The organism is Corynebacterium sp. c8Ua_99, from assembly GCF_039907185.1.
GTDB classification, from domain to species: domain Bacteria; phylum Actinomycetota; class Actinomycetes; order Mycobacteriales; family Mycobacteriaceae; genus Corynebacterium; species Corynebacterium jeikeium_D.
The window spans coordinates 26,049-48,756 of the sequence record NZ_JASBOG010000008.1 but is presented as its reverse complement, the minus strand read 5'-3'; the positions used below and the strand labels follow the sequence as shown (position 1 = coordinate 48,756).

Here is a 22,708-nt window from a genome sequence, read left to right as displayed (position 1 = left end):
TTTAATCCGCTATGGGATAAACCGTTCCACCTCGCGCGTTTTCATAATCAATTCCTGCGTAATCTCCTGCAGGACGGCAGTCTCCATGCCGTCGTCAAGCGCGGTGCGCAAGTCTTCGGCGAGACAACGTACTTCGAAGAGCCCGTCCCCTATTCGCTTTACGACGTCATCGCCCGCCGGCCTGCTCGTGGCATCGGTGGCGGTCTTTAGCGTGAGATCCGAATTGATTCGCTCGGCAATCGGCCTGGAAGCGCCTTTTGCTACGCCAGTGCGTTTTTCGTACGCGCGCTGCCGGCAGGCTTGGCTGCAGAACTTGCGACGGCGACCGCGGATGGCGACCTCCATTTCGCGGCCACACCACTGGCAATTGGCAGTAGTTGTGCTCGGCTTTTGATCTGACACAGAAGTCAATTATGGCATGAATACAGATTAAGGCGTTATAATGTGTGGTCTAGTATTTCTACCAAAGGGGGCACGTTCCACATGGCAGATCGAGTTCTTCGTGGCAGTCGCATGGGCGCCGTTTCGTATGAGACCGATCGCGATCATGACCTCGCGCCGCGAATGATGGTCCGCTACCGCACTGAATCCGGTGAGATCTTCGAGGTCCCATTCGCGGATGACGCGGAAATTCCAGGTGAATGGCTGTGCAAGAATGGCCAAATTGGTGAGCTGGTTGAAGGCGAAGGCACTGAAGCCAAGCCGGTGAAGCCGCCGAGGACTCACTGGGACATGCTCCGTGAGCGCCGCTCCATCGAGGAGCTCGACGTGCTGCTGGATGAGCGTGTTGACTTGCTGCGCAAGCGTCGTCGTAACGCCGCTCGCCTGCTGAAGGCTCAGAAGGAAGCCGAAGAAGCAGAGAAGAACGCTTAAGGTTTGAGCTGGCTTGCGCTAGTGAGCTTTAGGGCGCTGCAGCTGTGAATTACATGCTGCAAAATGGGTCCGGATAAGGTTTTGCTCCTTATTCGGGCCCGTTTTTTGTTGGTGCCTGGCTGCGGCGGGCCGATCCGAGTTACTGACTGCGTTTATGACAAAAATGGCCTGAAAAATGGCTTGAAACTGTCATAAACTAAGACAGTTTCACATTTGCAGCCCCCATTCATACAGGCAGCCCGTATTCACATTTGCAGCCCGCAGTCATACAGGCAGCCCGTCTCCACACAGGTAGGCCGCAATCTTTGGGGCTGCCCTAGCCCTACTTGCGGAATCGCTGCTTAAACTCGTGACCAGCCAGGCGACCAATCTCCGACCCCAGGTTTTTTACCTGCTGCGAGCGGTGCTTGAATCCCCACTTGGTGACCTGCAGCAGAGACTGCTTCACAAAGCTGCCATCCATCTTGGACTCGCCGTACTCGCGCTCAGTAAAGGTGATCGGAACCTCCTCCACCAAGAAGCCCGCCTGTACAGCCTCAAAAGCGAGCTCGGTCTGGAACAGGTACGCAGCCTTGCCAATGTTCTCGAGGTCAAGGGTTTCGAGAACTTCCCGTCGATAAGCACGGTAGCCAGCGGTGATATCCGAGATGCCCGCGCCGAGCGCCAGCGAGATGTAGAGGTTGCCGCCGCGGGAGAGAACCTGACGGCTCATTGGCCAGTTGACGGTCTTGCCGCCCGGAATGTAGCGGGAACCGATGACGACATCGGCACCGTCCTCGAGCTTCTCCAGCAGCAGATGGAACTGCTCTGGTGCGTGGGAGCCGTCGGCATCCATCTCGCAGAGAACCTCGTAGTCGCGCTCGAGACCCCAAGCGAAGCCCGCGCGGTACGCACCCCAGAGACCGCCCTTGCCCTCGCGGTGCAGGACGTAGATGTGCTCTTCGCCGTTGTCCGACTTGTCAGCGGCAGCGATTTCATCGGCGAGCTCACCGGTGCCGTCTGGTGAAGAGTCATCGACAACCAAAATGTCGACGCGAGGCTCCGCTGCGCGCAGGCGTGCAATCACGCCCGGCAGGTTTTCCCGCTCGTTGAAAGTGGGAATGACAACCAGCGTCGACTCATTTAGGGCAGTCACTCGTGATTCTCCTTAGTGCATGTTCTGCTCAGTATCCCGGCCATCAACTTCATCTGCGCCTGCCCTGGCATCTCCGCCACGGCGACGCAGGACGGCACCAACCACACAAAGAATACCGAATGCGGTCAGTAGACCTTCAATCCACGTCCCGAAGCGGGCTGCAAAAGTCAGGTGGGCGTACTGAGGCAGAGTTTCAGTGAGTACCTTCTGCTCGAAGATTTTGCTCTGCTTTACGACGTCTCCGTGCGCATCCACAATTGCGCTCACACCGCTGGTTGCGGCGACGGCCGTGGAGCGTTGGAACTCCATGGCTCGCATGCGGCTCATGGCCAGCTGTTGGTAGGTCATGTCGGTGAAACCGAAGGTGGCGTTATTTGTGGGCGTGGCCAGCATGGTTGCGCCGTGGTTGACCGCGTTGCGGAAGGCGCCATCGAAGACCACTTCGTAACAGGTGGCCACGCCTAGATTGACCTTCTTTAAACCATCTGTGCCTGGCGTTGTGACCACGGCATCGCCGTTGCCCGGAGTCATGTCTCCGGCGTGAGCGACCATGTCGGAAAAGTGGCGCAGTAGCTCGCGGAATGGCATGGTCTCGCCGAAGGGCTGGAGATAGATTTTCTCGTGCTGGTCGCCGGGGCCGGTCTGTGGATCCCAGACCACCATGGTGTTTTGCACCCCATTGGTGTAGGTGAAGGTGCCGACCACGATGGGAGCGCCAATATTCATCGCGGCATTTTCGATAATGCGTGCCGCTTCCCCATCCGTAAACGGGCTGACATCAGAGGAGTTTTCAGGCCAGATAACGATGTCCGGTTGCTGTTCCTTACCTTGGTGGACACGTCGTGCCAGCTCATTGGTGGCATCGGCGTGGTTTTGCAGCACTGCGCGGCGCTGGGCATTGAACTCTAAACCGAGGCGCGGAACATTGCCCTGGATAACCGCGACACGGGTGTTGTCAGCGGCCGTAGGCTCAGGCAGCGGCTGGGTCCACGCAGGAAGAGCCCAGCCGACGAATAACGCTCCCACCAAAAGCGCAGCGGAGGTTGCGTAGGAACGTAGCGTGAGCGCGACCAGACCCGCACCAACGCAAGCAGCGAGGAAAGTGACCAGTGCAGTGCTGCCGATTGCCACTGCTGGGGCCAGCGGGCCGTCGACCTGCCCCCAGGCAACGCGGAGCCAGGGGAAGCCTCCGAAAGGCCAGCGGGCTAGCAGCGCCTCCCCTGCCACGAGCGCAGCGGCCATGCCAGGGAGCTTCAGCGCGAGGGGGAAACTGGATTGCGCAATCAGCCACATCGCAAACGCCGCCGGAATTGCGAGCAGTCCCAGCACAATTGAGAGAGCCACGTAGGGGCCAATGCCGACGAAGGAGCCGATCCACGGCAGTGAGAAAAGAGCCGTCGCTGTTGCCCAGCTGAAGCCCACCACTACGCTGGATTTCCAATCGGCTGCGCAGAAGAAGGCAAAAATGAGCAGGGCGAGGCCGATCCAGGCCGTCCACCACCAGCTCATGGGCGCATAGCTTAAGAACTGCAATCCACCAGCGAGGATTGCAATGAAGGCGAGAACGAGGCGCTGCTTTAGTGGGGTAAGCGCGCGAAAGCGCGCCTGCCAGCGATTCGGATTCTCCAGAATGTCTTTCGAAGCGTCTTTCTGAGCGACGTTCCCGTGCTCGCTGGAGCGCGCTTGGCGGTTAGTGTGCACTTGTATAAGAGAACTCTCTACGTTTGCGAGTTTTTGAGTTAGCGCTTGTCGCTGTCGTCCTGGTCATCATCCCAGGCGTTGTCCGGTGCCGGTGGGACGATTTTATCCTGTGGGAAGGCCTTGCCATCCGCACCCGGGAAACCACCAGAGAATCCAGGGAAACCCGAAAAACCGCCAGCACCAGCGCCAGTTCCTGGAGCACCCGGGTTCATGCCGTACTGAGAGACCACCATCATGCTGCGGTCACTGAAGTTGCGGAGTCCGTTGAGCAGCGCCACCGATCCGCTCTTACGAATCAGCCAGCGAGTCGGCGGTAGCACCATGAGGAAACCAACAACCGTGGAGACGACGCCCGGCAGGGCAATCAGCCAAGAGCCAACCAACAGGATTGCCGAGTCAGCCACAAAGTGTCCCGCGCCCTTTGCCGAGCGCTTGATTGCCTCCTCCGGATGCTTCTGTCCGTACTCAGTAAGAGTACGAGAAGTATCCAGCAGCAACTTCTGGTAGATGCGCTTGAACTCGATGGCGGCGAAAACCAATCCCAGAATGAATAGACCCAGAACCAGCAGGACGGTCCAGCCATAGCCAATCCATTCACCAAGTGCGATAAAGGCCGCAATCTCGGCGATGAGGTAAATAATTGTGAACCACTTGCTCATAGTTCCCCAGTGTAACCGCCACTAGATGAGCAAGTGGTTACGGCTATCGGCCGGTTAGACGACGACTAGCGGTCGCCTACCGGTCAGCGCGCTCCTCCAAGTCGCCCTCTGTATCCAGGTAGGTCTGGCGCAGCAGATCCATGCGTTCCTGGTCGGGGTTTTCCCACATACCGCGCTCGGCGGCCTCCATCAGGCGCTCGGAAATATCGTGCAGAGCCCACGGATTCGACTGTTCAAAGAACTCGCGGTTTTCCGGGTTCGCAACGTACTCGTCGGTAAGCGTTTCGTACATCCAGTCATCCATGACCTGCGCCGTCGCGTCGTAACCGAAGAGGTAGTCGACGGTTGCGGCCATTTCGAAGGCGCCCTTGTAGCCGTGGTTACGCATTGCCTGCATCCAGCGTGGGTTGACCACGCGGGCACGGAAGACGCGTCGCGTCTCCTCGTGCAGGGTGCGGGTGCGCACGGCGTCCGGGCGGGTGGAATCGCCCACATAGGCCTCCGGAGCGGAACCCGTCAGTGCGCGGACCGTGGCGATCATGCCGCCGTGGAACTGGAAGTAGTCATCGGAGTCGGCGATATCGTGCTCGCGGGTATCGGCATTCTTCGCGGCAACCTGAATACGGCGGTAGGCCGTCTTCATGTCGTCAGCTGCCTCTTCCCCATCGACGCCGCGGCCATAGGCGTAGCCACCCCAGGTCGTGTAGACCTTTGCCAGGTCCGCGTCATCGCGCCAGGAACCGGAATCGATCAGCTGCAGCAGGCCAGCTCCATAGGTGCCCGGCTTGGAACCGAAGATGCGACGCGGGCGCTCCTGCTGGTCGGCCTTCGCATGGGCGCGCACGTAGTTGTCCTCATCGGATTCATCAAGCTTGACGACGAGCTGAAACGCATCATCCAAAAGGTCGATAACATGCGGAAACGCATCACGGAAGAAGCCGGAAATACGGACGGTCACGTCAATGCGCGGGCGGCCCAGCTCCTCCAGCGGAATCGGCTCGAGGCCGACAATACGGCGAGATGCGTCATCCCACACCGGATGCACACCAATCAACGCGAGCACCTCGGCGATGTCATCGCCAGAAGTACGCATGGCGGAAGTGCCCCATACCGACAGGCCAACCGACTTGGGATACTCGCCGTGGTCGGCGCGGTAGCGCTCAATCAGGCCATCGGCGAGGTTGACACCGGTTTCCCAAGCCAGGCGCGACGGCACCGCCTTGGGGTCAACCGAGTAGAAGTTGCGGGCTGTTGGCAGCACGTTGACCAGGCCACGCAACGGTGAGCCGGAGGGGCCAGCTGGAACAAATTCGCCATCGAGAGCGGAAAGAATACGCGGGATCTCCTCGCTGGTAGCAGCCAGGCGCGGGAGAATTTCGTCGCGGGTGAACTGCAGCAGCTCGACAACCTGATCAAGGCCGTTTGGTGCCGCGATATCGGCAAATTCCTCGGAGCCGAGCACATCAGCCGCGATCTGTGTCACCGGTTGGTCGGAATTCTTCACCACGGCGGTTACCAGTGCCGTAGCCAGTGCATCGATAGAGTCCACAGCGTGGCGCTCATCGGTGCCGTCCTCGGCCAGGCCGAGAGCTTCGCGCAGGCCCGGCAGGGTCTGCTTGCCGCCCCACAGCTGGCGGGCGCGCAACATGGTGGTCACAGTGCCGATCAGGGATTCCTCTTCCGGTGCCTGGCTGAGCACGTGGAGGCCACCGCGGATGGCGACGTCCTTAATCTCGCAGAGCCAGCCGTCGACATGCATGAGCATGTCATCGAAGACCTCCTCGTCCGGGCGCTCGTCCCAGCCGAGGTCGCGGTCCATCTTCGCGGCGGTCAGCAGCGTCCAAATCTCCTGGCGGATGGCCGGCAGCTTGGCCGGATCCATGGCGGAGATGTTCTGGTGCTCGTCGAGAAGCTGTTCCAGACGGGTGATGTCACCGTAGGATTCGGCGCGGGCCATTGGCGGAATGAGGTGGTCGACAAGCGTGGCGTGAGCACGGCGCTTGGCCTGTGTGCCTTCGCCCGGGTCGTTGACCAGGAAGGGGTAGATCATTGGCAGCTCGCCGATGGCAGCATCCGGGCCGCAGGAAGCGGAAAGGCCGACGGTCTTGCCCGGCAGCCACTCCAGGTTGCCGTGCTTGCCCATGTGAACCACGGCATCGGCGCCGAAACCGCCCTGCGCCTGCGGCAGCGACAGGAAGCGGTAGCAGGCCAGGTAATGGTGCGTCGGCGGCAGATCCGGGTCGTGGTAGATACCCACCGGGTTGTCACCGAAACCGCGCGGTGGCTGCACCATGACCACGACATTGCCGAAGGTCAGGCCCGCAATGTAGATGTCCTGGGTATCCGGGTGGACGTACAGGGTGCCCGGCGCGGCACCCCACTTGTCCTGCATGTCGGAGCGAAGTTCTTCCGGCAAGGTAGCGAAGAACTTCTCGTAGGTGGCAGCGGGCAGGCGAAGCTCGGCTGCCTCCATAACCTCTTCGGTCAGCCAGTCCGGGTCCTGGCCGCCGGCCTCGATGATGGCGTGCATGAACGCATCTGGTTCATCGGCACCATCCTCGGCGGTGGCATATCCGGGGATTTTGGTGGTGTCGCCGAGGTTGTATCCGGCGTCGGCAAGCGCGTGCAGCACCTTCAACGTGGATGCTGGTGTGTCCAGACCGACAGCGTTGCCGATGCGGGCGTGCTTGGTCGGGTACGCAGAGAGCATGACGGCGACGCGCTTGTCAGCGTTGTTGATGTGGCGGAGCGCGGCGTAACGGGTGGCGATGCCGGCCAGGCGGTCGCAACGCTCGAGATCCGGGACGTAGGAAATGAGCTCGTCGGAGTCGATTTCCTTAAACGAGAACGCGACCGAGATGATGCGGCCGTCGAATTCGGGGACGGCGACCTGTGTTGCGACGTCCAGCGGCGACAGACCTTCGTCGTTGTCCTCCCATGCCGCCTTGGACGAAGTCAGGGCCAAACCCTGGATGATGGGAATGTTCAGGTCTGCGAGTGCGGCGACATCCCAGCCGTCATCGTCCTGGCCGGCCTGCGCGAGTGCCGGGCGGTTGCCGCCAGCGGCGAGCACCGTGGTGATGAGCGCGTCGCAGGAAGCTAGCTCTGCCAGCAGTTCATCGCTGGCGGTGCGCAGGGACGCGGCGAAGATAGGCTTGGCGACGTAGCCGCGAGCCTCGACCGCGTCAGCAAGCGCCTCAATGTAGTGCGTATTTCCCGCCAGGTGCTGGGCGCGGTAGTAAATAATGCCGACGGTGCCGCGGGAATCTTCCGTGGCCACCTTGGAGTCGCGCTCCAGGAAACCCCAGGCCGGCATGCGAGTGGGCTCTTCAAAGCCAAGACCGGTCAGAAGCAGTGTGTCCGACAGGAAATTGTGCAGCTGTGCGAGGTTCTTTGCGCCGCCTTCCGCCAGGTAAATGTGCGTTTGCGTGGCGACGTTTGCGGGAACTGTCGAATACTCGGTGAGTTCGGCATCGGGTGCCTGCTCACCGGAGACGAGGACGGTGGGAATACCGGAGTTCACAAAGTAGTCGATGCCGGATTCCCAGGCGCGGCGGCCACCGAGAAGTCGGATGATGACGACATCGGCGCCGTCGGCAAGCGTGGGCAAATCATCGTCGAGCAGACGCGCCGGGTTTGCCCAACGGTAGGACACCTCCGGGTTGGCCTGAGCGGCCGCGCGGGCGGACAGAAGGTCGGTATCCGAGGTCGACAGCAGCAGAATCACGGTGTAGTCATTCACTTCCTGGGGAGCAACGCGTCCCCGGTCGGCGGGAGTCTGCCTTCTAACCGATGACGAGGTCTGACTGTGACAGTGGCGCGACCGTGCGGATTTTCACCGAGCTTCTCGTCAGCGGCATGGCAGTGGATTTCTCCATCACTCTACTGCAGGGGCTATTGCTAGAGTTCCAGCGACTGCTCCGCCGGCTGATCTGGGAAGTGGGACCAGAGGAAGTCGGTGGCATTAGTCAGTTCCGCGAGCATCGGAACGATATGGTTAATGCCCGTCTTCGGTAGCACCGGTGAAGTCGTGTTTTCGACGTACTCCAGGTCGGTGAAGCCGAGATTCAGCCAGGAATCGCGCAGCTTGCGAACCTGGTTGATGGGGATGATGTCATCATGCTCACCCGAGTAGAGGTACACCGGCGCATTTGGGACGAAGTTGCCGACGCGCTGGCGTGCGAGTTCCTTCTGTACCGGCTCGTAGCGCTTAATCATCTCGCTGAGTGACTCACCGCTAGTCGTGTACTGGTCAGTGGTTTCAAACGAGTGATGGAAACCCAAGCCACCCGCGCAGTAGTTGCCCACGTTGTCCAGCAGTTCTTTGCCTTCGGGGCTGATTTCTTCCTTGAGGACTCGGCGCAGCTCCGGATCCTTATCCAGGACAGAATTGATTGCCAGTGCAATCGCGGCGGTCAGCGTAGTGCCATCAATCTGGTCGAGGACGTTTGCGAGATCGGACGGCGGGCCGCCGGCGGCAGATGCGGCGACGTTGAGCTCTGGAGCGTAGACACCTGCACGCTCAGCGGCTGCAGCGGCTGCGGAGCCACCCTGGGAGTAGCCATAAATTCCCACGGGCGCATTTTTGTCCACGCCGAGCTCGTGTGAGGCAGACACGGCATCAAACAGCGACTGTGCCGAGGCGATGTTGTCGACGTAGTCCTGGTTACCCTGGGAATTGCGGTGGTGGTCGATCATCACCACAGTCGCGCCTCGCTTCAAGTTCGCGACCATCGGGATCGTCTCGTATGGAGCAATAATGTCCAACGGACCGAACTCAATCTTTAGGCCGGTCTGCGAGGATACCGAGGGGTCGCACTTTTCCGCGCCACCCTGCGTGCCCGGCGCGATTGCGACGACCGGACGCGGACCGCTGCCCTTCCACTCCGTCTTCGGCGTCACCACAAGGGCTGTGTCCACACTGGGATTTCCGAGGGAATCCGTGGAGTTGTAGTGAATACGCTTGGCATCCACATTCCACAGCTTGTCGTTCACCATCATCTCGGCATCCTCACTGCTGACCAGCATGCCGGCATTTGCCGTGCGCGACGGGGTCAGCGGCAGAGAATTCAGCGGAGAGGCTGCGGCCACGCGAGCCTGTTCCGGGGTCAGCTGCCTGCCTGCGCCCTCGCTACCAGACTCCTCATCGTCTTTCTCGATGCCGAGTAGCCTCTCCATATTCGGGTTCGGTACATGGCCGAAACCAGGCAGTTCGCGGTTTGCGCTTGACGACGACACCTTATCCGCCAGCCCACTATCCGATAGGCCCGGGATGTTTAGTGGCTGTGCGTTTGCAGGTGTAGCCAGGCCGATGGTCATAAGACCTGCTAGCGCTACCCCGATTCCCGTTCGGATTGTGCGACGGTTTCGTCGTGAAGCAGAGCGTGTCTGTGTCGAGGCACGGCCGGTGCCGACGGTGTCGTGTGCCTCGTGCGTGAGTGCTTCAGCGTCGTGATGTGGCATGAAATCTCCTGAATAACCCCAGATTGAAAACCCAATGAAAACTTCCCTTAATTCAGAGGAAGTTAGGTTATGAAAACAATAAGGTTTTAAAAAGGTAGATCGGTGGATTTTCAGTGAAGAATTTGTATGTTTTTGCGGAGGGGTATGAAAACTCCACTTCAGGATGGTTTCGTTGGGCTGGAAAGGGGCTGGATAATGTGCCCCTGTTTTCGGGGGCTCAGCTCTGTGTGTGTTTGCGTATTCTTGAGAGTATGACTGCATCTGATCAAGGAACCCGCACTCGTCAGGACGGTTGCCCCGGCAGCCGCAAGGTTCATATCGCAGCTGATGGCGCAATTGGTCGTCTGCGCTTCCCCGGAGGCTTTCTCCCCGCGCCGGGCTTCGCCGTACTCGCCGATTTGGCCGAGAATTTCGGCGACGGTGATATTCACTTCACCTCCCGCGGCAATGTTCAGATCCGTGGCATCACCAACACCGGCGCATTCGCCGATGCCGCGGAAGAAGAGAAGCTGGTTCCCTCCACCAGCCACGACCGCGTACGCAACGTTCTTCAGTCGCCGCTGTCCGGTCGCGTCGGCGGTAAAGCTGATGTGCGCGACCTGGTTCAAGAGTTCGACAAGGCCCTCATCGCGGAGCCGTCGCTGGCAACACTGCCAGGTCGCACACTCATGGCTTTCGACGATGGCCGCGGTGACGTGCTCGGTGAGCGCCCCGACTTCGGTGTTGTCGCCCACGATGAGAACACGTTCGAACTCATCATTGGTGGCGCGACCTCGGGGCTTGTCGTCTCGCGTGACGACGTCGTGGAGGCTCTCATCACCACAGCGAAGGTGTGGAATGACAGCCGTGGTTCAGCCTGGCGCATCGCCGAAGCCAATGCGGCCGAGCGCGTTGCTGATGCCGTAGTCGAGGAATTGGGCGCGCGAGTTCGTCGCCAGGAGCCGACTCCGGCTGAGATCTTCGATGCCACCGCCGGGCTGTCCCGCCAGATCGGTTGGATTGACCAGCCGGATGGCCTGGTTAGCCTGGCCGCTGGCCTGCGCTTTGGTGTCCTCCCGGCGCGTCTGGCCCGTGCGATTTCGCATACGCAAGTTCCTGTGCACGTCACTCCGTGGTACTCGCTGATTCTGCACGATTTGGAAGAGGAAGTTGCCGAACAGGTCGTCAAGGTATTGGCGCCCAATGGTCTGATCTTCGACCGGAAGTCCACCTGGCTGCGCGTCAGCGCCTGCACCGGACGCCCCGGCTGCGAAAAGTCTCTGGCTGACACCCGCGGCGATGCTTCTCACGCAATTGCCGATGGCCGACTGCCCGAGGGGCGCGTGCACTTCTCCGGTTGTGAGCGTCGCTGCGGCAAGCCCAAGGGCGGTTACTTCGACTATCTCGCCACCGGGGACGGAGAATACGAAGTCACTGCTGTGGACTAGGCTTTAAGCCTATGAAGCGCTTTGAGTACAACACCGACGGTGCGGATATTTACCGTAACTCGTTTGCCATCATTCGCGAAGAAAGCGATCTTTCCCGCTTCGATGCCGATGAGGAAACCGTCGCTGTCAGAATGATTCACGCAGCAGGTCAGACCGACCTGGCCAAGGACATCGTCTTTTCCACGGGAGCTGTGCGCGCAGCTCGCCAGGCTCTCGAGGAAGGCGCTCCTATCTTCACCGATGTCAACATGATCGCCTCGGGTATTACCCGCAAGCGCTTACCTGCTGACAACGAGGTCATCTGCCTGCTGCGTGATGAGCGCGTCCCCAAGCTGGCTCAAGAACTCGGCACCACGCGCACTGCTGCCGCCGTGGAGCTGTGGAAGCCACGCCTAGAGGGCGCGGTTGTCGCCATCGGCAACGCTCCCACCGCCCTCTTCCACCTGCTCAACCGCATTAATGAGGGCTCCTTCCCCATGCCCGCTGCCATTTTGGCCATGCCAGTGGGCTTCGTCGGTGCCGCGGAATCAAAGCAGGCCACTATCGACTCCGGTGCCGAAAACCCAGAGCTGAAGTACATCACCGTCACCGGCCGTCGCGGTGGCTCGGCTATCACCTGTGCTGCCCTCAATGCCATTGCCACCGCAAAGGAGATCATCTAAACCATGTCCGGCTCCTACAGTGCTCAGCCTGGTCATCTCTACGGCGTCGGACTCGGTCCCGGCGACGCAGGTCTCATTACACTCCGCGGTGCCGACATCATCCGCACAGCCGATGTCATCGCCTACCATGCCGGCACTCACGGACGTTCCACGGCGCGCTCAATCGCCGCCGAACTGATTGACGCGCGTGACGACGCTGCCGTGGAAGAACAATTGCAATACCCGGTGACCACCGGGCGCCCAGTCGACTACCGCGAGCAGCTCGCCGGTTTCTATGCAGAGGCCACTGCTCGCCTGCACAAGCACTTGGCCGAGGGACGAAGTGTTGCAGTGCTTTCGCTCGGTGACCCGATGCTCTATAGCTCGTACCAGCATCTGCACCACGCTCTCAGCGAGGACTTCCCCACTGAGATTGTCCCCGGAGTGGCCAGCATTACTGCGGCGGCAGCAGAGATTGGTCAGCCGCTCGGCGAGGCTACCGAAATCGTCAGCGTTGTCCCAGCCACCGCCGATTCCGAGCGCATCGCTGCGGTTCTTGACGCCTCAGACTGTGTAGTCATTATGAAGCTGGGGAAAAACGTTGAGAAGGTTCGTACAGCGTTGCAGTCCGCAGGCATGCTCGAGCGCGCCTACGTTGTCGAGCGAGCAACCATGAATGAGCACACCAGCTACCCGCTGGCCGATGCAGACCCGGAGAAAGTTCCGTACTTCGCAGTAGCCGTCGTGCCTTCCGCTGTCTACGGAACTGAACGGAGTGTTTCTGGGGCGCCTGAGCCAGCTAATGATGCGGCGAGCGATACAGTCACCGATACGGCGACTGAGTCGGCTGCCCCAGCAGTTGGTGAAGTCGTCGTTGTCGGCCTAGGCCCGGGTGCGGAGCGCTGGACCACCCCAGAAGTCACCGAGGAACTGGCCCGAGCCACGGATCTGGTGGGCTACTCCACCTACATCAACCGGGTTCCTGAGCGCGCCGGGCAACGCCGCCACCTCTCAGACAACCGCGTAGAGGCAGAGCGAGCCACTATGGCGCTGGATATCGCCAAGCGTGGAGGTCGAGTTGCGGTGGTCAGTTCCGGTGACCCGGGGGTCTTCGCTATGGCGGCCGCAGTGCTGGAAGTCGCTGATGACGATATGTGGCGAGACATTCCAGTTCGAGTCGTGCCGGGCATGACTGCGGCTCAGGCTGTCGCAAGTCGAGTGGGTGCTCCCCTTGGCCATGACTTTGCGATGCTCAGTCTCTCCGACAGGTTGAAGCCCTGGGAGGTCGTCGTTAAGCGAGTGCGTGCCGTAGCCGGAGCAGACATGGCATTTGCTGTCTACAACCCGGCATCCAAGTCGCGGAGATGGCAGATTCGAGAGCTACGCGCATTGGCCATGGAGTACCGCGAACCGACAACGCCTGTGATTGTGGCACGGGCAGTTGGCTCGGAGCAGGAAAACGTTACCGTGACCACGTTGGCGGAGTTCGATCCGGATGTCGTCGATATGCGAACCATGGTGATTATCGGTTCGTCGTCGACCAAGGCGTATCGTGCCGGCAAGACCACTCGGGTCTACACCGCACGTCACTACGGTGAGGGCGGCACCAGCGGAACTGGCGAGTTGCTGCGTTAGCCGCTACGCCCGGCGGATGACGGCGTTGTACGCCTCATCCACCGTTGTGGCGACGGTGGCGATATCCGCGCCGGGCAGCTGCGGGCGCTGCACGATAACGACCGGCTTCTTCAGGTCGCGGGCTGCCTCAATCTTGGCGTAAGTAGCAGCACCACCGGAGTTTTTGGTTACCACGCAGTCCACGGCGTAATCCCGCATGAGCTTGCGCTCCGCTGCGACGTCGTAAGGCCCACGGCTGAGAATAATCTTCCGATCCTTCGGCAGCGGCGGCGCGGGCTGTTCCACGCAGCGAATGAGGTAACGGCCGTTGGAGTCACCGGTAAATGGAGCAAGCTGCTGACGGCCAATAGTGAGAAACGGGCTGTAGAAACGGTCGGCAACAACGTCCGCGGCCTCCTGCATGGAGGACACCTCAATCCAGTTGTCTCCTGGCTGCTTCTCCCACGCAGGGCGATGCAGCGCAACAAGCGGAATACCGGTGGCGCGGGCAGCTTCAGCAGCAGATTCGCTGATCTGTTCTGCATACGGATGCGTGGCATCGATGATGACTTCAGTGGCATCGGAGATGAGCCACCGAGTCAGTCCTGCGGGACCGCCAAAACCGCCAATGCGGACATTGCCGACGGGCAGCTTCGGGTTAGAAACGCGACCGGCCAGTGAAGAGGTGACAAACCAGCCCTCGCCCACTAAGCGCTTGGCCAGGGCGCGGGCTTCAGCAGTTCCACCCAGAATTAGTGCACGCATGGAATGGTCCGTCCGTGTTCATCGCGTGGACGATCATCGCTGTAGAGGTAGCTATCCGGGAACGCCTCGGCGGTGAGCACCTTGCCGACAATGATGACAGCCGTACGAGTCACACCTGCATCCTTGACCTGCTGCGCGATATCAGACAGCGTGCCGCGGAGAATAACCTGTTCCGGACGGGATGCGAAAGCCACGACTGCCACCGGACCGTGCTCACCATAATGCGGGGTGAGCTCCTCGACCACACGATCGATGTCGTGGGCGGCCAAGTGAATGCACAGAGTTGCGCCCGTGCGGCCGAAGTTCTCCAGGGTCTCGCCCTCCGGCATCTTGGAAGCGCGCCCGGAGATACGAGTCAGCACCACCGACTGGCCAACAGTTGGCACCGTGAGCTCGTGGCCCAGAGCGGCCGCCGCCGCGGAAAATGCCGGCACACCCGGAACGATTTCGTAGTCAATGCCGAGCTCGCTGAGACGACGGACCTGTTCTGCCAGCGCCGACCACACCGACGGGTCGCCGGACTGCAGGCGTGCGACATCCTTGCCCGCCGCATGCGCTGCCTGAATGGTTTCGATGATGGTATCCAGCGGCATTCGCGCGGTGTTGATGATCTCTGCGCCTTCGGGGCAGTGTTCCAGCACCTCAGGCGGGACAATCGATCCCGCGTAAAGGCACACTGGGCAGGAACGAATAAGCCGGTCCGCGCGCAGCGTCAGCAAATCCGCTGCCCCCGGGCCTGCACCGATGAAATACACAGTCATTGTGAGTTACAGAGTCCTCAATATTTTCTAGACAGAGAAATTACGTCTATGGTAGCGCAGGCTCTACTGGCTTCTCCGCCACCCACTGCACCACCGGCAACGTAGGGCGCCACGCAGTGAAACTGCCGACTGCACCTGCGCGCTCCACGGAAAGCCGGGTGACATCCCCGCCATAGTCGCGACGCGCCTGCCACAGCAGAGCCTCCGACTCCAGCGTCACGGTGTTTGCGACGATGGTGCCTCCCGGGGCAAGGCGTTGCCAACAGGTTTCAATCATTCCGTCAGCAGTGAGACCTCCGCCGATGAAAATGGCATCTGGGCGAAGATTCGAGTCCGCCAACACCGCTGGTGCCGCTCCGCGGTGGACGGTCACATTGCCAGACAGAGCCGCCACATTCTTAGCAATTCGCTCTGCACGAACAGCATCGCGCTCGAAAATTTCCGCACGTCCGCCGTGCCGAGCCCACTCAATGCCAATCGACCCCGTGCCACCGCCGACATCCCACAGCAGCGCTCCCGGCCGCGGATCCAACGCAGCGACCGTCATTTGGCGAATCGGCGCCTTCGTCAGCTGGCCATCTGAATCAAAGTCACCGTCGCGCAGCCAGCCGCGCGCGCTTCCCGACGGCTCCACCGCCAGCACCGTGAGGTTGCCAGCTGGAACTGGTGGGTTCGCCACCGTGCCTGCGGCAACGGACTCCGGCAGCCCTGTAGCTTCCGTGCCGCCGAGATTGGTCAGCGCGGTGAGCTTGGTGTCTGGGCGGTCGGCTAAAACCGTAGCGACCTCTTTCACTGAGTCCGCGTTTCGGCACAGCACCAGGAAGGGCCGTAGTGAATCCGCTACCGGTACGACACGCGCGGCACCAGGTAGCCCCGGCTCGCCTGTCACCAGCGAAATCACCGGAGTGTCATGCAAGGGCCAGCCGAGGTAAGCGCAGGCCAATGAGGCTGACGATGGCGCTGGAATAACCTCCACGGCGCCACGGCCGAGCTCCCGGACCAGGGACACGCCGACACCGTGGAACATGGGATCGCCACTGGCGAGGATGACATCGACTGCGGGGTCAATATCTGCCAGGGTGGCCCGCCAATCCTTCCAGAAGCCACCTGGCCAAGGTGAGAGGTCGGCGTCCAGGTTGACGTCGGCAAGCAAATGGAGCTGACGGGGAGAGCCAATGATGCGGCGAGCCGACGACAACGCCTCGACAGCGCGGGCGGATAGGCCAGGGTACCCGTCGCAGCCGATGCCGACGACGCGAAGCTTTGGGCTCATCGGGGCATCTTCCGCCAAATCCAGCGCGGAGTCAGATGTGTGGCGCGTGCGAGCAATGCCAATTTACGCGGCACCCAGACGTGGGGCTTCCGACCGTCGAAAGCAGTGACGGCGGCCTCCGCGACCTCGGCGGGGCGCGAGGACATCGGCGCTGGCTTCATGCCTTCGGTCATGCGGCCGATGACGAAGCCCGGCCGGACAATCGTCAGCTGAATATGGCTCCCGCGCAGGCGGTCCTGCATGCCCTGGAGGAAACCATCGAGACCGGCCTTCGCCGAACCGTAGACGTAGTTGGCGCGGCGCACGCGGGCACCTGCGATAGAGGAAAAGGCCATGATGCGGCCCGCGACCTTATCGCGCACAGGCAGCGTGCCGGAGGCGATGTCGGACTCCATGCGCGCGACAATCTCAGTGAGAATCGATGCCTGTGCTGTGAAGTCGGTATGAATGACTGCCGCAGCAGCCTCGCCGGACTCCTCACACTTCCGTTGATCACCGAGGATACCGAACGCGACAATCACCGTGTCGATGGGACCGTGCTGCCAGGCGTGCTCGACGAACTGGCGGTGTGCCGCGATGTCATCGGCATCAAAGTGGATGCGGTGCACCGCGACGGCACCGGAGTCGATGAGCCGACCGGCAATGCCGTCGAGCGCCTCAGTGCGGCGCGCAGCGAGCGTGAAGGTGTTGTGGTTGGCCAGTCGCGCGGCAACTTCCCCGCCGATCTCGCTGGTGGCACCAAGAACGAGTACGTGTCCCATGCGCTAGAAAATACCTTTCCTCTAAACCTCGATTAGACGGTAATTAAATCGTGCGGACCATTATTGACCGATTCTCCGCCGTCTTCGGTGACAACGATGATGTCTTCCAGCCGCATACCGAACTCACCCGGCAGGTACACACCCGGCTCCACCGAAAACGCCATGCCAGGCTCGAGCTTGAGCTCATTGCCAGCCATAATGAACGGCTCTTCATGCGTGGACAGGCCAATGCCATGACCAGTGCGGTGAATGAAGTACTCGCCGTAGCCCGCAGCGGTGAGGCTATTACGCGCAATCGCATCGATCTCTGCAGCCGTCACACCGGGGCGCACCGCCGCCACGGCAGCTTCCTGCGCCTTGCGCAGAGCCGCCCACGCTGCAGCTTCCTTCTCCCCCGGCTTGCCGACGACATAGGTGCGCGTGCAATCGGAGTGGTAGCCAAGCGGCAAGGTGCCTCCGATATCGACGACCACCACGTCACCTTCCTCGATGACGCGGTCGGAGAAATCGTGGTGCGGATTCGCGCCATTTTCAGCGGAGCCGACAATGACGAAGTCAATGGCGACGTGCCCCTCCTCCAGGATGGCAGCCGAGATCTCGTCGGCGACCTCGCTCTCAGTGCGACCTGCGCGCAGCATGCCCGGCACTCGAGCATGAACGCGGTCAATAGCGGCGCCGGCCTCGCGCAACTGATCAATCTCAGCGGCGTCCTTGCGCATGAACAGTTCCTTCAGAAGGTCTCCGGCCAACACAGTCTTGGCTCCGGTGAGATCCTGGATAGGAATCAAGTGGTCAGCGGTCAAAGAGGCTCCCACTGCGAGGGTGCCCACGTGGCCCACCAAGTCGGCGACAATGCGGTGCGGATTCTCTCCGTCTTCCCACAACACCACATCGGCGTTGAGATCACCGATTGCACACAGCGGCAGATCCCCGCGCTCCACGGCGGGCAGTACCAGTGTGGTGGTGCCGGATGCAGTGACCACCAGCGCCGTCAGGCGTTCATGCGAAGTGACCGCAGAACCAATGAGATACTGCAGGTCAGCGCCGGTTCCAAAGACTGCAGCGTCTGCATTGCGGCTGCGGAGAAGCTCCGCAGTGCGATCCAGACGCTGCTGATAGATGTCAAAGCTAAAGATACCGTTGCTCATAGTTGCCAACTGTACCCGTCGGCCTGTGCCCGTCGCCGGTTGAGTGGCCTCGGGGCGGCGAGGCTTCGGCTGACCAACGTAACCGGCAACTAATTGTTCAGCGCCACTACGCCCCTGCGAATCGCCTGAATAGCTTCGGCGGAATTGTCGCGAATCTCCGTGGAGTAGCCGGTCTTCTTAATCTGCTGCAACAGATCAATGACCTGACGGCACCAGCGGACAAAGTCGCCCGGGGTCAGCTCCGCGCCGCTTTCGGCCGCTGCCTGCAGGCAGTACCCCAACGGTGCGCCCGCAGTCCACTGATGAATCGCCGTAGCAAAAGCCATATCCGGCAAGTCCGTCAGCGGCAGCCGGTAGCGGCGCTCATCCTCCGACAGTTCCTCCCAAATGCGATAAGTATTCCCCAGCGCCTTGGCCAGCGGCTCGGTAGGCACCTCGTCACTGCCTTGACTGGCCTTGCGGTTTTCAAAGACCAAACTCGACACCGCACCGGCCAGTTCCGCGGGGTCCAGATCATCCCAAATACCGCGGCGCAGACACGTGGCCACCAGCAAATCCGAGCCGTTGTGAATCTGCGCCAGCCGCAGGCCTTCCTCGGTAATTGTCGGCTCCGCGCTCTCCGGCCATTCCACGTAGTCCATTTGTGTTAGCAACTGCAGCATGCGGTCGAATGTGCGCGCCAATGTATCCGAGGCGGAATCGACGCGCTTTTGCAGCTTGGCCACATGCGCCTCGGCCTGCCGTAGCGTATCGGCGTGACGAGCCATCGTCTCCACCGCAGGATCGCCATGTAGCGGATGCTCGCGCAGCTCCTGTCGCAGCTTCCTCACCGCCGGCGAGTTGCCACCAGTGCGACGCTTCAGCCGCTTTGGTCCCTTTAGCCCCTTGCGGCCAATCTCTGCGCGCACAATTCCGAGCGCACGTCGCGGATGCCGGTCCGCATCCCGAGGCAGCCTAATCGCGCCGACCGTCTGCGGCGCCGCTGGGAAGATATGCGGCTCCACACGCCCCACGAACCCGCCGACACTGATGACACCGGGACGTGGATTCGACTTCGAATGGTCCTCTCGGTACACCACCGCCAGCTGCACCTTCTTACCCTTCGGCAGCGGAATAACCTCGCCTCGACGGAGTCTGCGCAGCGCGGTCACTGTTTCCGTGTGGCGGTCTTCAATATTGCGGCGCTTGGCGTTCTTCTCCTCCTGGGTCAGCTTCGCGCGCAGATCCAGATATTCAAGCATCTGGGTTAGGCGCTCGTCGTCACGCGAACTGCCTTCCTCGCTTGACGACGACGCTTCAGCCTCCGCCCCTTCAGCGTGCGCATCGGCTCCCCTGCCGAGCAGTTCCGCACGCAGGGCCGCGGCTTCTTGCTTTGCCTTGGACAGTTCGGCGGCGACTCCGACGATGTCGCCATCCGCCTGGAACTGTGCGAATGAGCGCTCCATGACGCGCTTCGAGCCGTCGTAACCGAGCGTCTGCAGGAGGTTGACGCTCATGTTGTAGCTCGGCGCGAAGGTGGAAATCAGCGGGTATGTGCGCGTAGATGCCAGCCCTGCGACAGCCTTCGGATCCATTGCCGGGGCCCACTGCACCACTGCATTGCCGACAGTGTCGATACCGCGGCGGCCAGCGCGACCGGTCATCTGCGTGTACTGACCCGGCGTGAGATCCACATGTGCTTCGCCGTTGAACTTGACCAGCTTCTCCAGCACGACCGTGCGGGCAGGCATGTTGATGCCCAGCGCAAGCGTCTCGGTGGCGAAGACAACCTTGACCAGGCCTTCGTTAAAGAGCTCTTCCACAATGTGCCGGAACGCAGGCAGCATGCCCGCATGGTGCGCCGCAAAACCACGGATGAGAATGCGGCGCCAGCGCAGGAAACCGAGAACCTGCAGATCTTCCTTCGGAATGTGTGCAACACCGTCATCGATAATCTTGGCGATGCGCTCCTGCTCATCCCGGTCAGTGAGCTCTGCGCGCGTAGCACCGACCTGCGCCAGCGCGCCTTCGCAGCCCGCGCGGGAGAAGATGAAAACGATCGCGGGCAGCATGTTCATGGAGCCGAGCATGCGGATAACATCGCCGCGCTTCGGCGGACGGAACTTGCGCTGCCCCTTATCGCCCCAGCTATACGAGCGCCCACCGCCCTTGTGCTTTTTGTACTGGTAGCGCTCCCTGGCCCCAGCGTCGCCGTAGCCGAACTCGGCACGACGGCACGCCTCCAACAGGTCCTGATTGACCTTGACCGACTTCGCCTCGAAGAGTGGATAGAGCCGGTTTCCCACCAGCATGTGCTGATGCAGCGGAACCGGGCGCAGATCCGTGACAATAACGTCCGTGTGCCCGCGCACCGTGGAAAGCCAGCGACCGAACTCCTCGGAGTTGGACACCGTCGCCGACAAACCGATGACGGCCACGGATTGGTCGAGGTTCAAAATAACCTCTTCCCACACAGCGCCGCGCTCGCGGTCAGCGAGGTAGTGAATCTCATCCATCACCACATGCGTGAGCTTCTTCAGCGTCGGCGAGTTCGCGTAAATCATATTGCGCAGCACCTCGGTGGTCATCACCACGATGTCTGCGTCGCCGTTAATCGAAGTGTCGCCAGTGAGCAGGCCCACGCGGCCTTCGCCGTAGTCCTCGACTAGGTCGTGGTACTTCTGGTTGCTCAACGCCTTGATAGGTGTGGTGTAAAAGCACTTGCCGCCACGCTCAAGAGCTGCATAAATAGCGAATTCGCCAACAATAGTCTTGCCCGCGCCGGTGGGTGCACAGACGACAACGCCCCGCCCTGCCTCAATTGATTGGCAGGCGCGGAGCTGAAAGTCGTCAAGGTCGAAATCCTGTTGGCTGACGAAATCGCCGAGAAGAGTCATGCCTCTAGAGTGTCATAAACCGCGCTAGAGAACATCATCAAAGTCGCTCGTCGGACGATTTCGCAAGTCCTGCGTCGGCATCGGAGTCTCCGGAATCATGCCCTGTGGCCGTGGTGGACGCGAATTGCGAGTAGGACGCATCTGGGATGCCCGCGTCGGCGTCGGCGCGTTCACTGGCGTGGGGCCAGAGACCGGAGAGGTCGTCGGGGCCGCTGATGCCGTCGGCATGCCGCCCGGCTGAATCGACGTCGGCGCACTTACTGAAGTCGGGGCGTCAATGCCGCCCACGTCACCGATACCGCCGGCGGAGCCAATCGGGCCGGACGCTGTAATGGGTCCGGAGCCTTGCTCGTCATCGACGTCCAACCAATCAGGTCGCTCATTTGCTTTACGACGGTCATGGAGACGACAAATCTGGATTGCGATTTCCACCAGCAACGTCAGTGCCGTTGCCATTGCGACCATGGATATTGGTTCCTGCCCCGGAGTCATGAAGGCCGCAAAGATGAACAGCGACATAATGATGATGCTGCGCTTGTCCTTGATGCTCTCGTAGGTAACGACACCGGCCATGTTCAACATGACCAGGAAAAGCGGAACCTCAAAGCTCACGCCAAAGCAGACGATGAGCGCCAAGAGGAAACCGAAGTATTGCGAACCGGTGAGTGCAGAAATTTGCGTCTCTTCACCAATCTGGAGCAAGAACTCCAGACCGATGGCGACAACGTAGTAGGCCAGGACGGAACCCATGACAAACAGCAGCGCGGCGGCAGTCACAACTCTGCGCGTGGTGCGGCGTTCCTTCCGAACCAAGCCGGGAGTGATGTAGGCCCAAATCTGGTAGAGCCACCATGGCGACGACATCACCAGACCGGCCAGCGCACCGACCTTCAGACGCAGCATGAACATTTCAAACGGACTGGTCGCCAGCAGACGACACTCCGCGCCCTCACCGCCGCCGAGACGCATCTCGGGTGGAAGCTGACAGTACGGATCCTTGAGCAACTCACCCAGGGACTTAAAGTGCACAGGGCCAACATTGACCGAGGTAAACGGTATGCGGAACTGACCAATGGTAAAGGCGGTCTGATACCAGATAAAGCCCACAACAGTGCCAACGGCAATACCAGCGAGGGCGAGAACGAGGCGACGCCGGAGCTCTTGAATGTGCTCGACAATAGTCATCACGCCCTCGGGATTGCGCCTACGCTGGCGCTTCCGAGGACGTGATGTGGATGTAGCTGAAGTCACGCTTCAACCGGCCTTCTACTACTGCTGCGGCTGGCCAGGGTTGTTCTGGCCAGGCTGCGGCTGGTACGGCTGCTGCGGCTGAGCCTGCGGTGCCGGCTGCTGGTACTGCTGCTGCGGCTGGTACGGCTGCTGTGGCTGGGCTTGCGGAGCCTGCTGAATTGCAGCCTGCTCCTGGTGCTCGTCATCGTTGCGCATTTCCTTGACTTCGGACTTGAAGATACGCATGGAGCGGCCGAGCGAACGTGCGGCATCCGGCAACTTCTTTGCACCAAAGAGCAAGACAAGAACGACCAGGATAATGATGATTTCCCAGGGACCTAGGTTCGGCATCCGCTTAGAGACCTTTCGAATGAATACAAA

The 22,708-nt window shown here is 60.9% G+C and carries 18 protein-coding genes; 4 read left to right on the top strand and 14 right to left on the bottom strand.

From position 1 onward, the window contains the following. Positions 1 to 9 precede the first annotated feature (9 nt). Complete coding sequence (locus QKE19_RS06185) at positions 10 to 402, bottom strand: hypothetical protein (protein ID WP_224783748.1); 393 nt, start codon at positions 400 to 402, stop codon at positions 10 to 12. Between the two features lie 81 nt (positions 403 to 483). On the opposite strand from QKE19_RS06185, the gene QKE19_RS06180 reads away from it, so the two are divergent. Continuing rightward, positions 484 to 873: an RNA polymerase-binding protein RbpA gene (locus tag QKE19_RS06180; RefSeq protein ID WP_005511311.1), complete on the top strand. Its 390-nt coding sequence runs from the start codon at positions 484 to 486 to the stop codon at positions 871 to 873. A 322-nt stretch (positions 874 to 1,195) separates the two neighbouring features. Here QKE19_RS06180 and QKE19_RS06175 read toward each other — a convergent pair whose 3' ends face one another. From QKE19_RS06175 to QKE19_RS06155, 5 genes are all read right to left on the bottom strand, one after another. Then, positions 1,196 to 2,008 (bottom strand): polyprenol monophosphomannose synthase, encoded by an 813-nt coding sequence (locus QKE19_RS06175; RefSeq protein ID WP_016422816.1) that lies wholly within the window; start codon positions 2,006 to 2,008, stop codon positions 1,196 to 1,198. Positions 2,009 to 2,020: 12 nt separating this feature from the next. Then, positions 2,021 to 3,709 carry an apolipoprotein N-acyltransferase gene (lnt, locus tag QKE19_RS06170; protein ID WP_347890603.1) on the bottom strand — a complete coding sequence of 563 codons (1,689 nt, stop codon included), beginning with the start codon at positions 3,707 to 3,709 and terminating at the stop codon, positions 2,021 to 2,023. A gap of 38 nt (positions 3,710 to 3,747) precedes the next feature. Further along, positions 3,748 to 4,368: an FxsA family protein gene (locus QKE19_RS06165; RefSeq protein ID WP_048734054.1), complete on the bottom strand. Its 621-nt coding sequence runs from the start codon at positions 4,366 to 4,368 to the stop codon at positions 3,748 to 3,750. A 76-nt stretch (positions 4,369 to 4,444) separates the two neighbouring features. Beyond that, on the bottom strand, positions 4,445 to 8,095 hold the full coding sequence (gene cobN, locus QKE19_RS06160) for a cobaltochelatase subunit CobN (protein ID WP_347890647.1): 3,651 nt from the start codon (positions 8,093 to 8,095) through the stop codon (positions 4,445 to 4,447). Between the two features lie 173 nt (positions 8,096 to 8,268). Continuing rightward, a complete protein-coding gene (locus tag QKE19_RS06155; RefSeq protein WP_049170527.1) occupies positions 8,269 to 9,831 on the bottom strand; it encodes a lipase family protein in 1,563 nt (520 codons plus the stop codon). Between the two features lie 251 nt (positions 9,832 to 10,082). Between QKE19_RS06155 and cobG the strand changes: the two genes are divergently transcribed. From cobG to cobJ, 3 genes are read left to right on the top strand one after another with little or no spacing between them, the layout of a single operon-like run. After that, on the top strand, positions 10,083 to 11,258 hold the full coding sequence (gene cobG, locus QKE19_RS06150; protein ID WP_347890601.1) for a precorrin-3B synthase: 1,176 nt from the start codon (positions 10,083 to 10,085) through the stop codon (positions 11,256 to 11,258). 11 nt (positions 11,259 to 11,269) lie between these two features. Continuing rightward, complete coding sequence (locus QKE19_RS06145; protein ID WP_048734062.1) at positions 11,270 to 11,920, top strand: precorrin-8X methylmutase; 651 nt, start codon at positions 11,270 to 11,272, stop codon at positions 11,918 to 11,920. 3 nt (positions 11,921 to 11,923) lie between these two features. Next, entirely contained in the window at positions 11,924 to 13,534 is a 1,611-nt protein-coding gene (cobJ, locus tag QKE19_RS06140; RefSeq protein ID WP_048734064.1) for a precorrin-3B C(17)-methyltransferase, read from the top strand. Between the two features lie 3 nt (positions 13,535 to 13,537). Here cobJ and QKE19_RS06135 read toward each other — a convergent pair whose 3' ends face one another. The 8 genes from QKE19_RS06135 to tatA form a co-directional block, all read right to left on the bottom strand. Next, positions 13,538 to 14,278, bottom strand: coding sequence for a cobalt-precorrin-6A reductase (locus QKE19_RS06135; protein ID WP_347890598.1), 741 nt, complete (start codon positions 14,276 to 14,278; stop codon positions 13,538 to 13,540). Next, positions 14,266 to 15,039 carry a precorrin-4 C(11)-methyltransferase gene (gene cobM / locus QKE19_RS06130; protein ID WP_016422807.1) on the bottom strand — a complete coding sequence of 258 codons (774 nt, stop codon included), beginning with the start codon at positions 15,037 to 15,039 and terminating at the stop codon, positions 14,266 to 14,268. Before cobM ends, QKE19_RS06135 begins: the two co-directional genes overlap by 13 nt. Before the next feature lie 46 nt (positions 15,040 to 15,085). Beyond that, positions 15,086 to 16,312 carry a bifunctional cobalt-precorrin-7 (C(5))-methyltransferase/cobalt-precorrin-6B (C(15))-methyltransferase gene (locus QKE19_RS06125; RefSeq protein ID WP_070549296.1) on the bottom strand — a complete coding sequence of 409 codons (1,227 nt, stop codon included), beginning with the start codon at positions 16,310 to 16,312 and terminating at the stop codon, positions 15,086 to 15,088. Continuing rightward, on the bottom strand, positions 16,309 to 17,073 hold the full coding sequence (locus QKE19_RS06120; RefSeq protein WP_049193518.1) for an SDR family NAD(P)-dependent oxidoreductase: 765 nt from the start codon (positions 17,071 to 17,073) through the stop codon (positions 16,309 to 16,311). The genes QKE19_RS06125 and QKE19_RS06120 overlap by 4 nt, the downstream gene beginning before the upstream one ends. Positions 17,074 to 17,105: 32 nt before the next feature. After that, positions 17,106 to 18,221 carry a Xaa-Pro peptidase family protein gene (locus QKE19_RS06115; protein WP_053093005.1) on the bottom strand — a complete coding sequence of 372 codons (1,116 nt, stop codon included), beginning with the start codon at positions 18,219 to 18,221 and terminating at the stop codon, positions 17,106 to 17,108. 89 nt (positions 18,222 to 18,310) lie between these two features. Further along, complete coding sequence (locus QKE19_RS06110) at positions 18,311 to 21,097, bottom strand: DEAD/DEAH box helicase (RefSeq protein ID WP_347890596.1); 2,787 nt, start codon at positions 21,095 to 21,097, stop codon at positions 18,311 to 18,313. A gap of 24 nt (positions 21,098 to 21,121) precedes the next feature. Then, positions 21,122 to 22,348: a twin-arginine translocase subunit TatC gene (gene tatC / locus QKE19_RS06105; protein WP_065421641.1), complete on the bottom strand. Its 1,227-nt coding sequence runs from the start codon at positions 22,346 to 22,348 to the stop codon at positions 21,122 to 21,124. Between the two features lie 18 nt (positions 22,349 to 22,366). Next, entirely contained in the window at positions 22,367 to 22,678 is a 312-nt protein-coding gene (gene tatA / locus QKE19_RS06100; RefSeq protein WP_048734080.1) for a Sec-independent protein translocase subunit TatA, read from the bottom strand. Positions 22,679 to 22,708 lie beyond the last annotated feature (30 nt).

Bases quoted from the DNA above. Each gene is read 5' to 3' on its own strand.
- QKE19_RS06180 (WP_005511311.1), top strand. From the start codon at position 484: ATGGCAGATCGAGTTCTTCGTGGCAGTCGCATGGGCGCCGTTTCGTAT.
- QKE19_RS06165 (WP_048734054.1), bottom strand. From the start codon at position 4,368: ATGAGCAAGTGGTTCACAATTATTTACCTCATCGCCGAGATTGCGGCC.
- QKE19_RS06155 (WP_049170527.1), bottom strand. From the start codon at position 9,831: ATGCCACATCACGACGCTGAAGCACTCACGCACGAGGCACACGACACC.
- cobG (WP_347890601.1), top strand. From the start codon at position 10,083: ATGACTGCATCTGATCAAGGAACCCGCACTCGTCAGGACGGTTGCCCC.
- QKE19_RS06145 (WP_048734062.1), top strand. From the start codon at position 11,270: ATGAAGCGCTTTGAGTACAACACCGACGGTGCGGATATTTACCGTAAC.
- cobJ (WP_048734064.1), top strand. From the start codon at position 11,924: ATGTCCGGCTCCTACAGTGCTCAGCCTGGTCATCTCTACGGCGTCGGA.
- QKE19_RS06135 (WP_347890598.1), bottom strand. From the start codon at position 14,278: ATGCGTGCACTAATTCTGGGTGGAACTGCTGAAGCCCGCGCCCTGGCC.
- cobM (WP_016422807.1), bottom strand. From the start codon at position 15,039: ATGACTGTGTATTTCATCGGTGCAGGCCCGGGGGCAGCGGATTTGCTG.
- QKE19_RS06125 (WP_070549296.1), bottom strand. From the start codon at position 16,312: ATGAGCCCAAAGCTTCGCGTCGTCGGCATCGGCTGCGACGGGTACCCT.
- QKE19_RS06120 (WP_049193518.1), bottom strand. From the start codon at position 17,073: ATGGGACACGTACTCGTTCTTGGTGCCACCAGCGAGATCGGCGGGGAA.
- QKE19_RS06115 (WP_053093005.1), bottom strand. From the start codon at position 18,221: ATGAGCAACGGTATCTTTAGCTTTGACATCTATCAGCAGCGTCTGGAT.
- QKE19_RS06110 (WP_347890596.1), bottom strand. From the start codon at position 21,097: ATGACTCTTCTCGGCGATTTCGTCAGCCAACAGGATTTCGACCTTGAC.
- tatA (WP_048734080.1), bottom strand. From the start codon at position 22,678: ATGCCGAACCTAGGTCCCTGGGAAATCATCATTATCCTGGTCGTTCTT.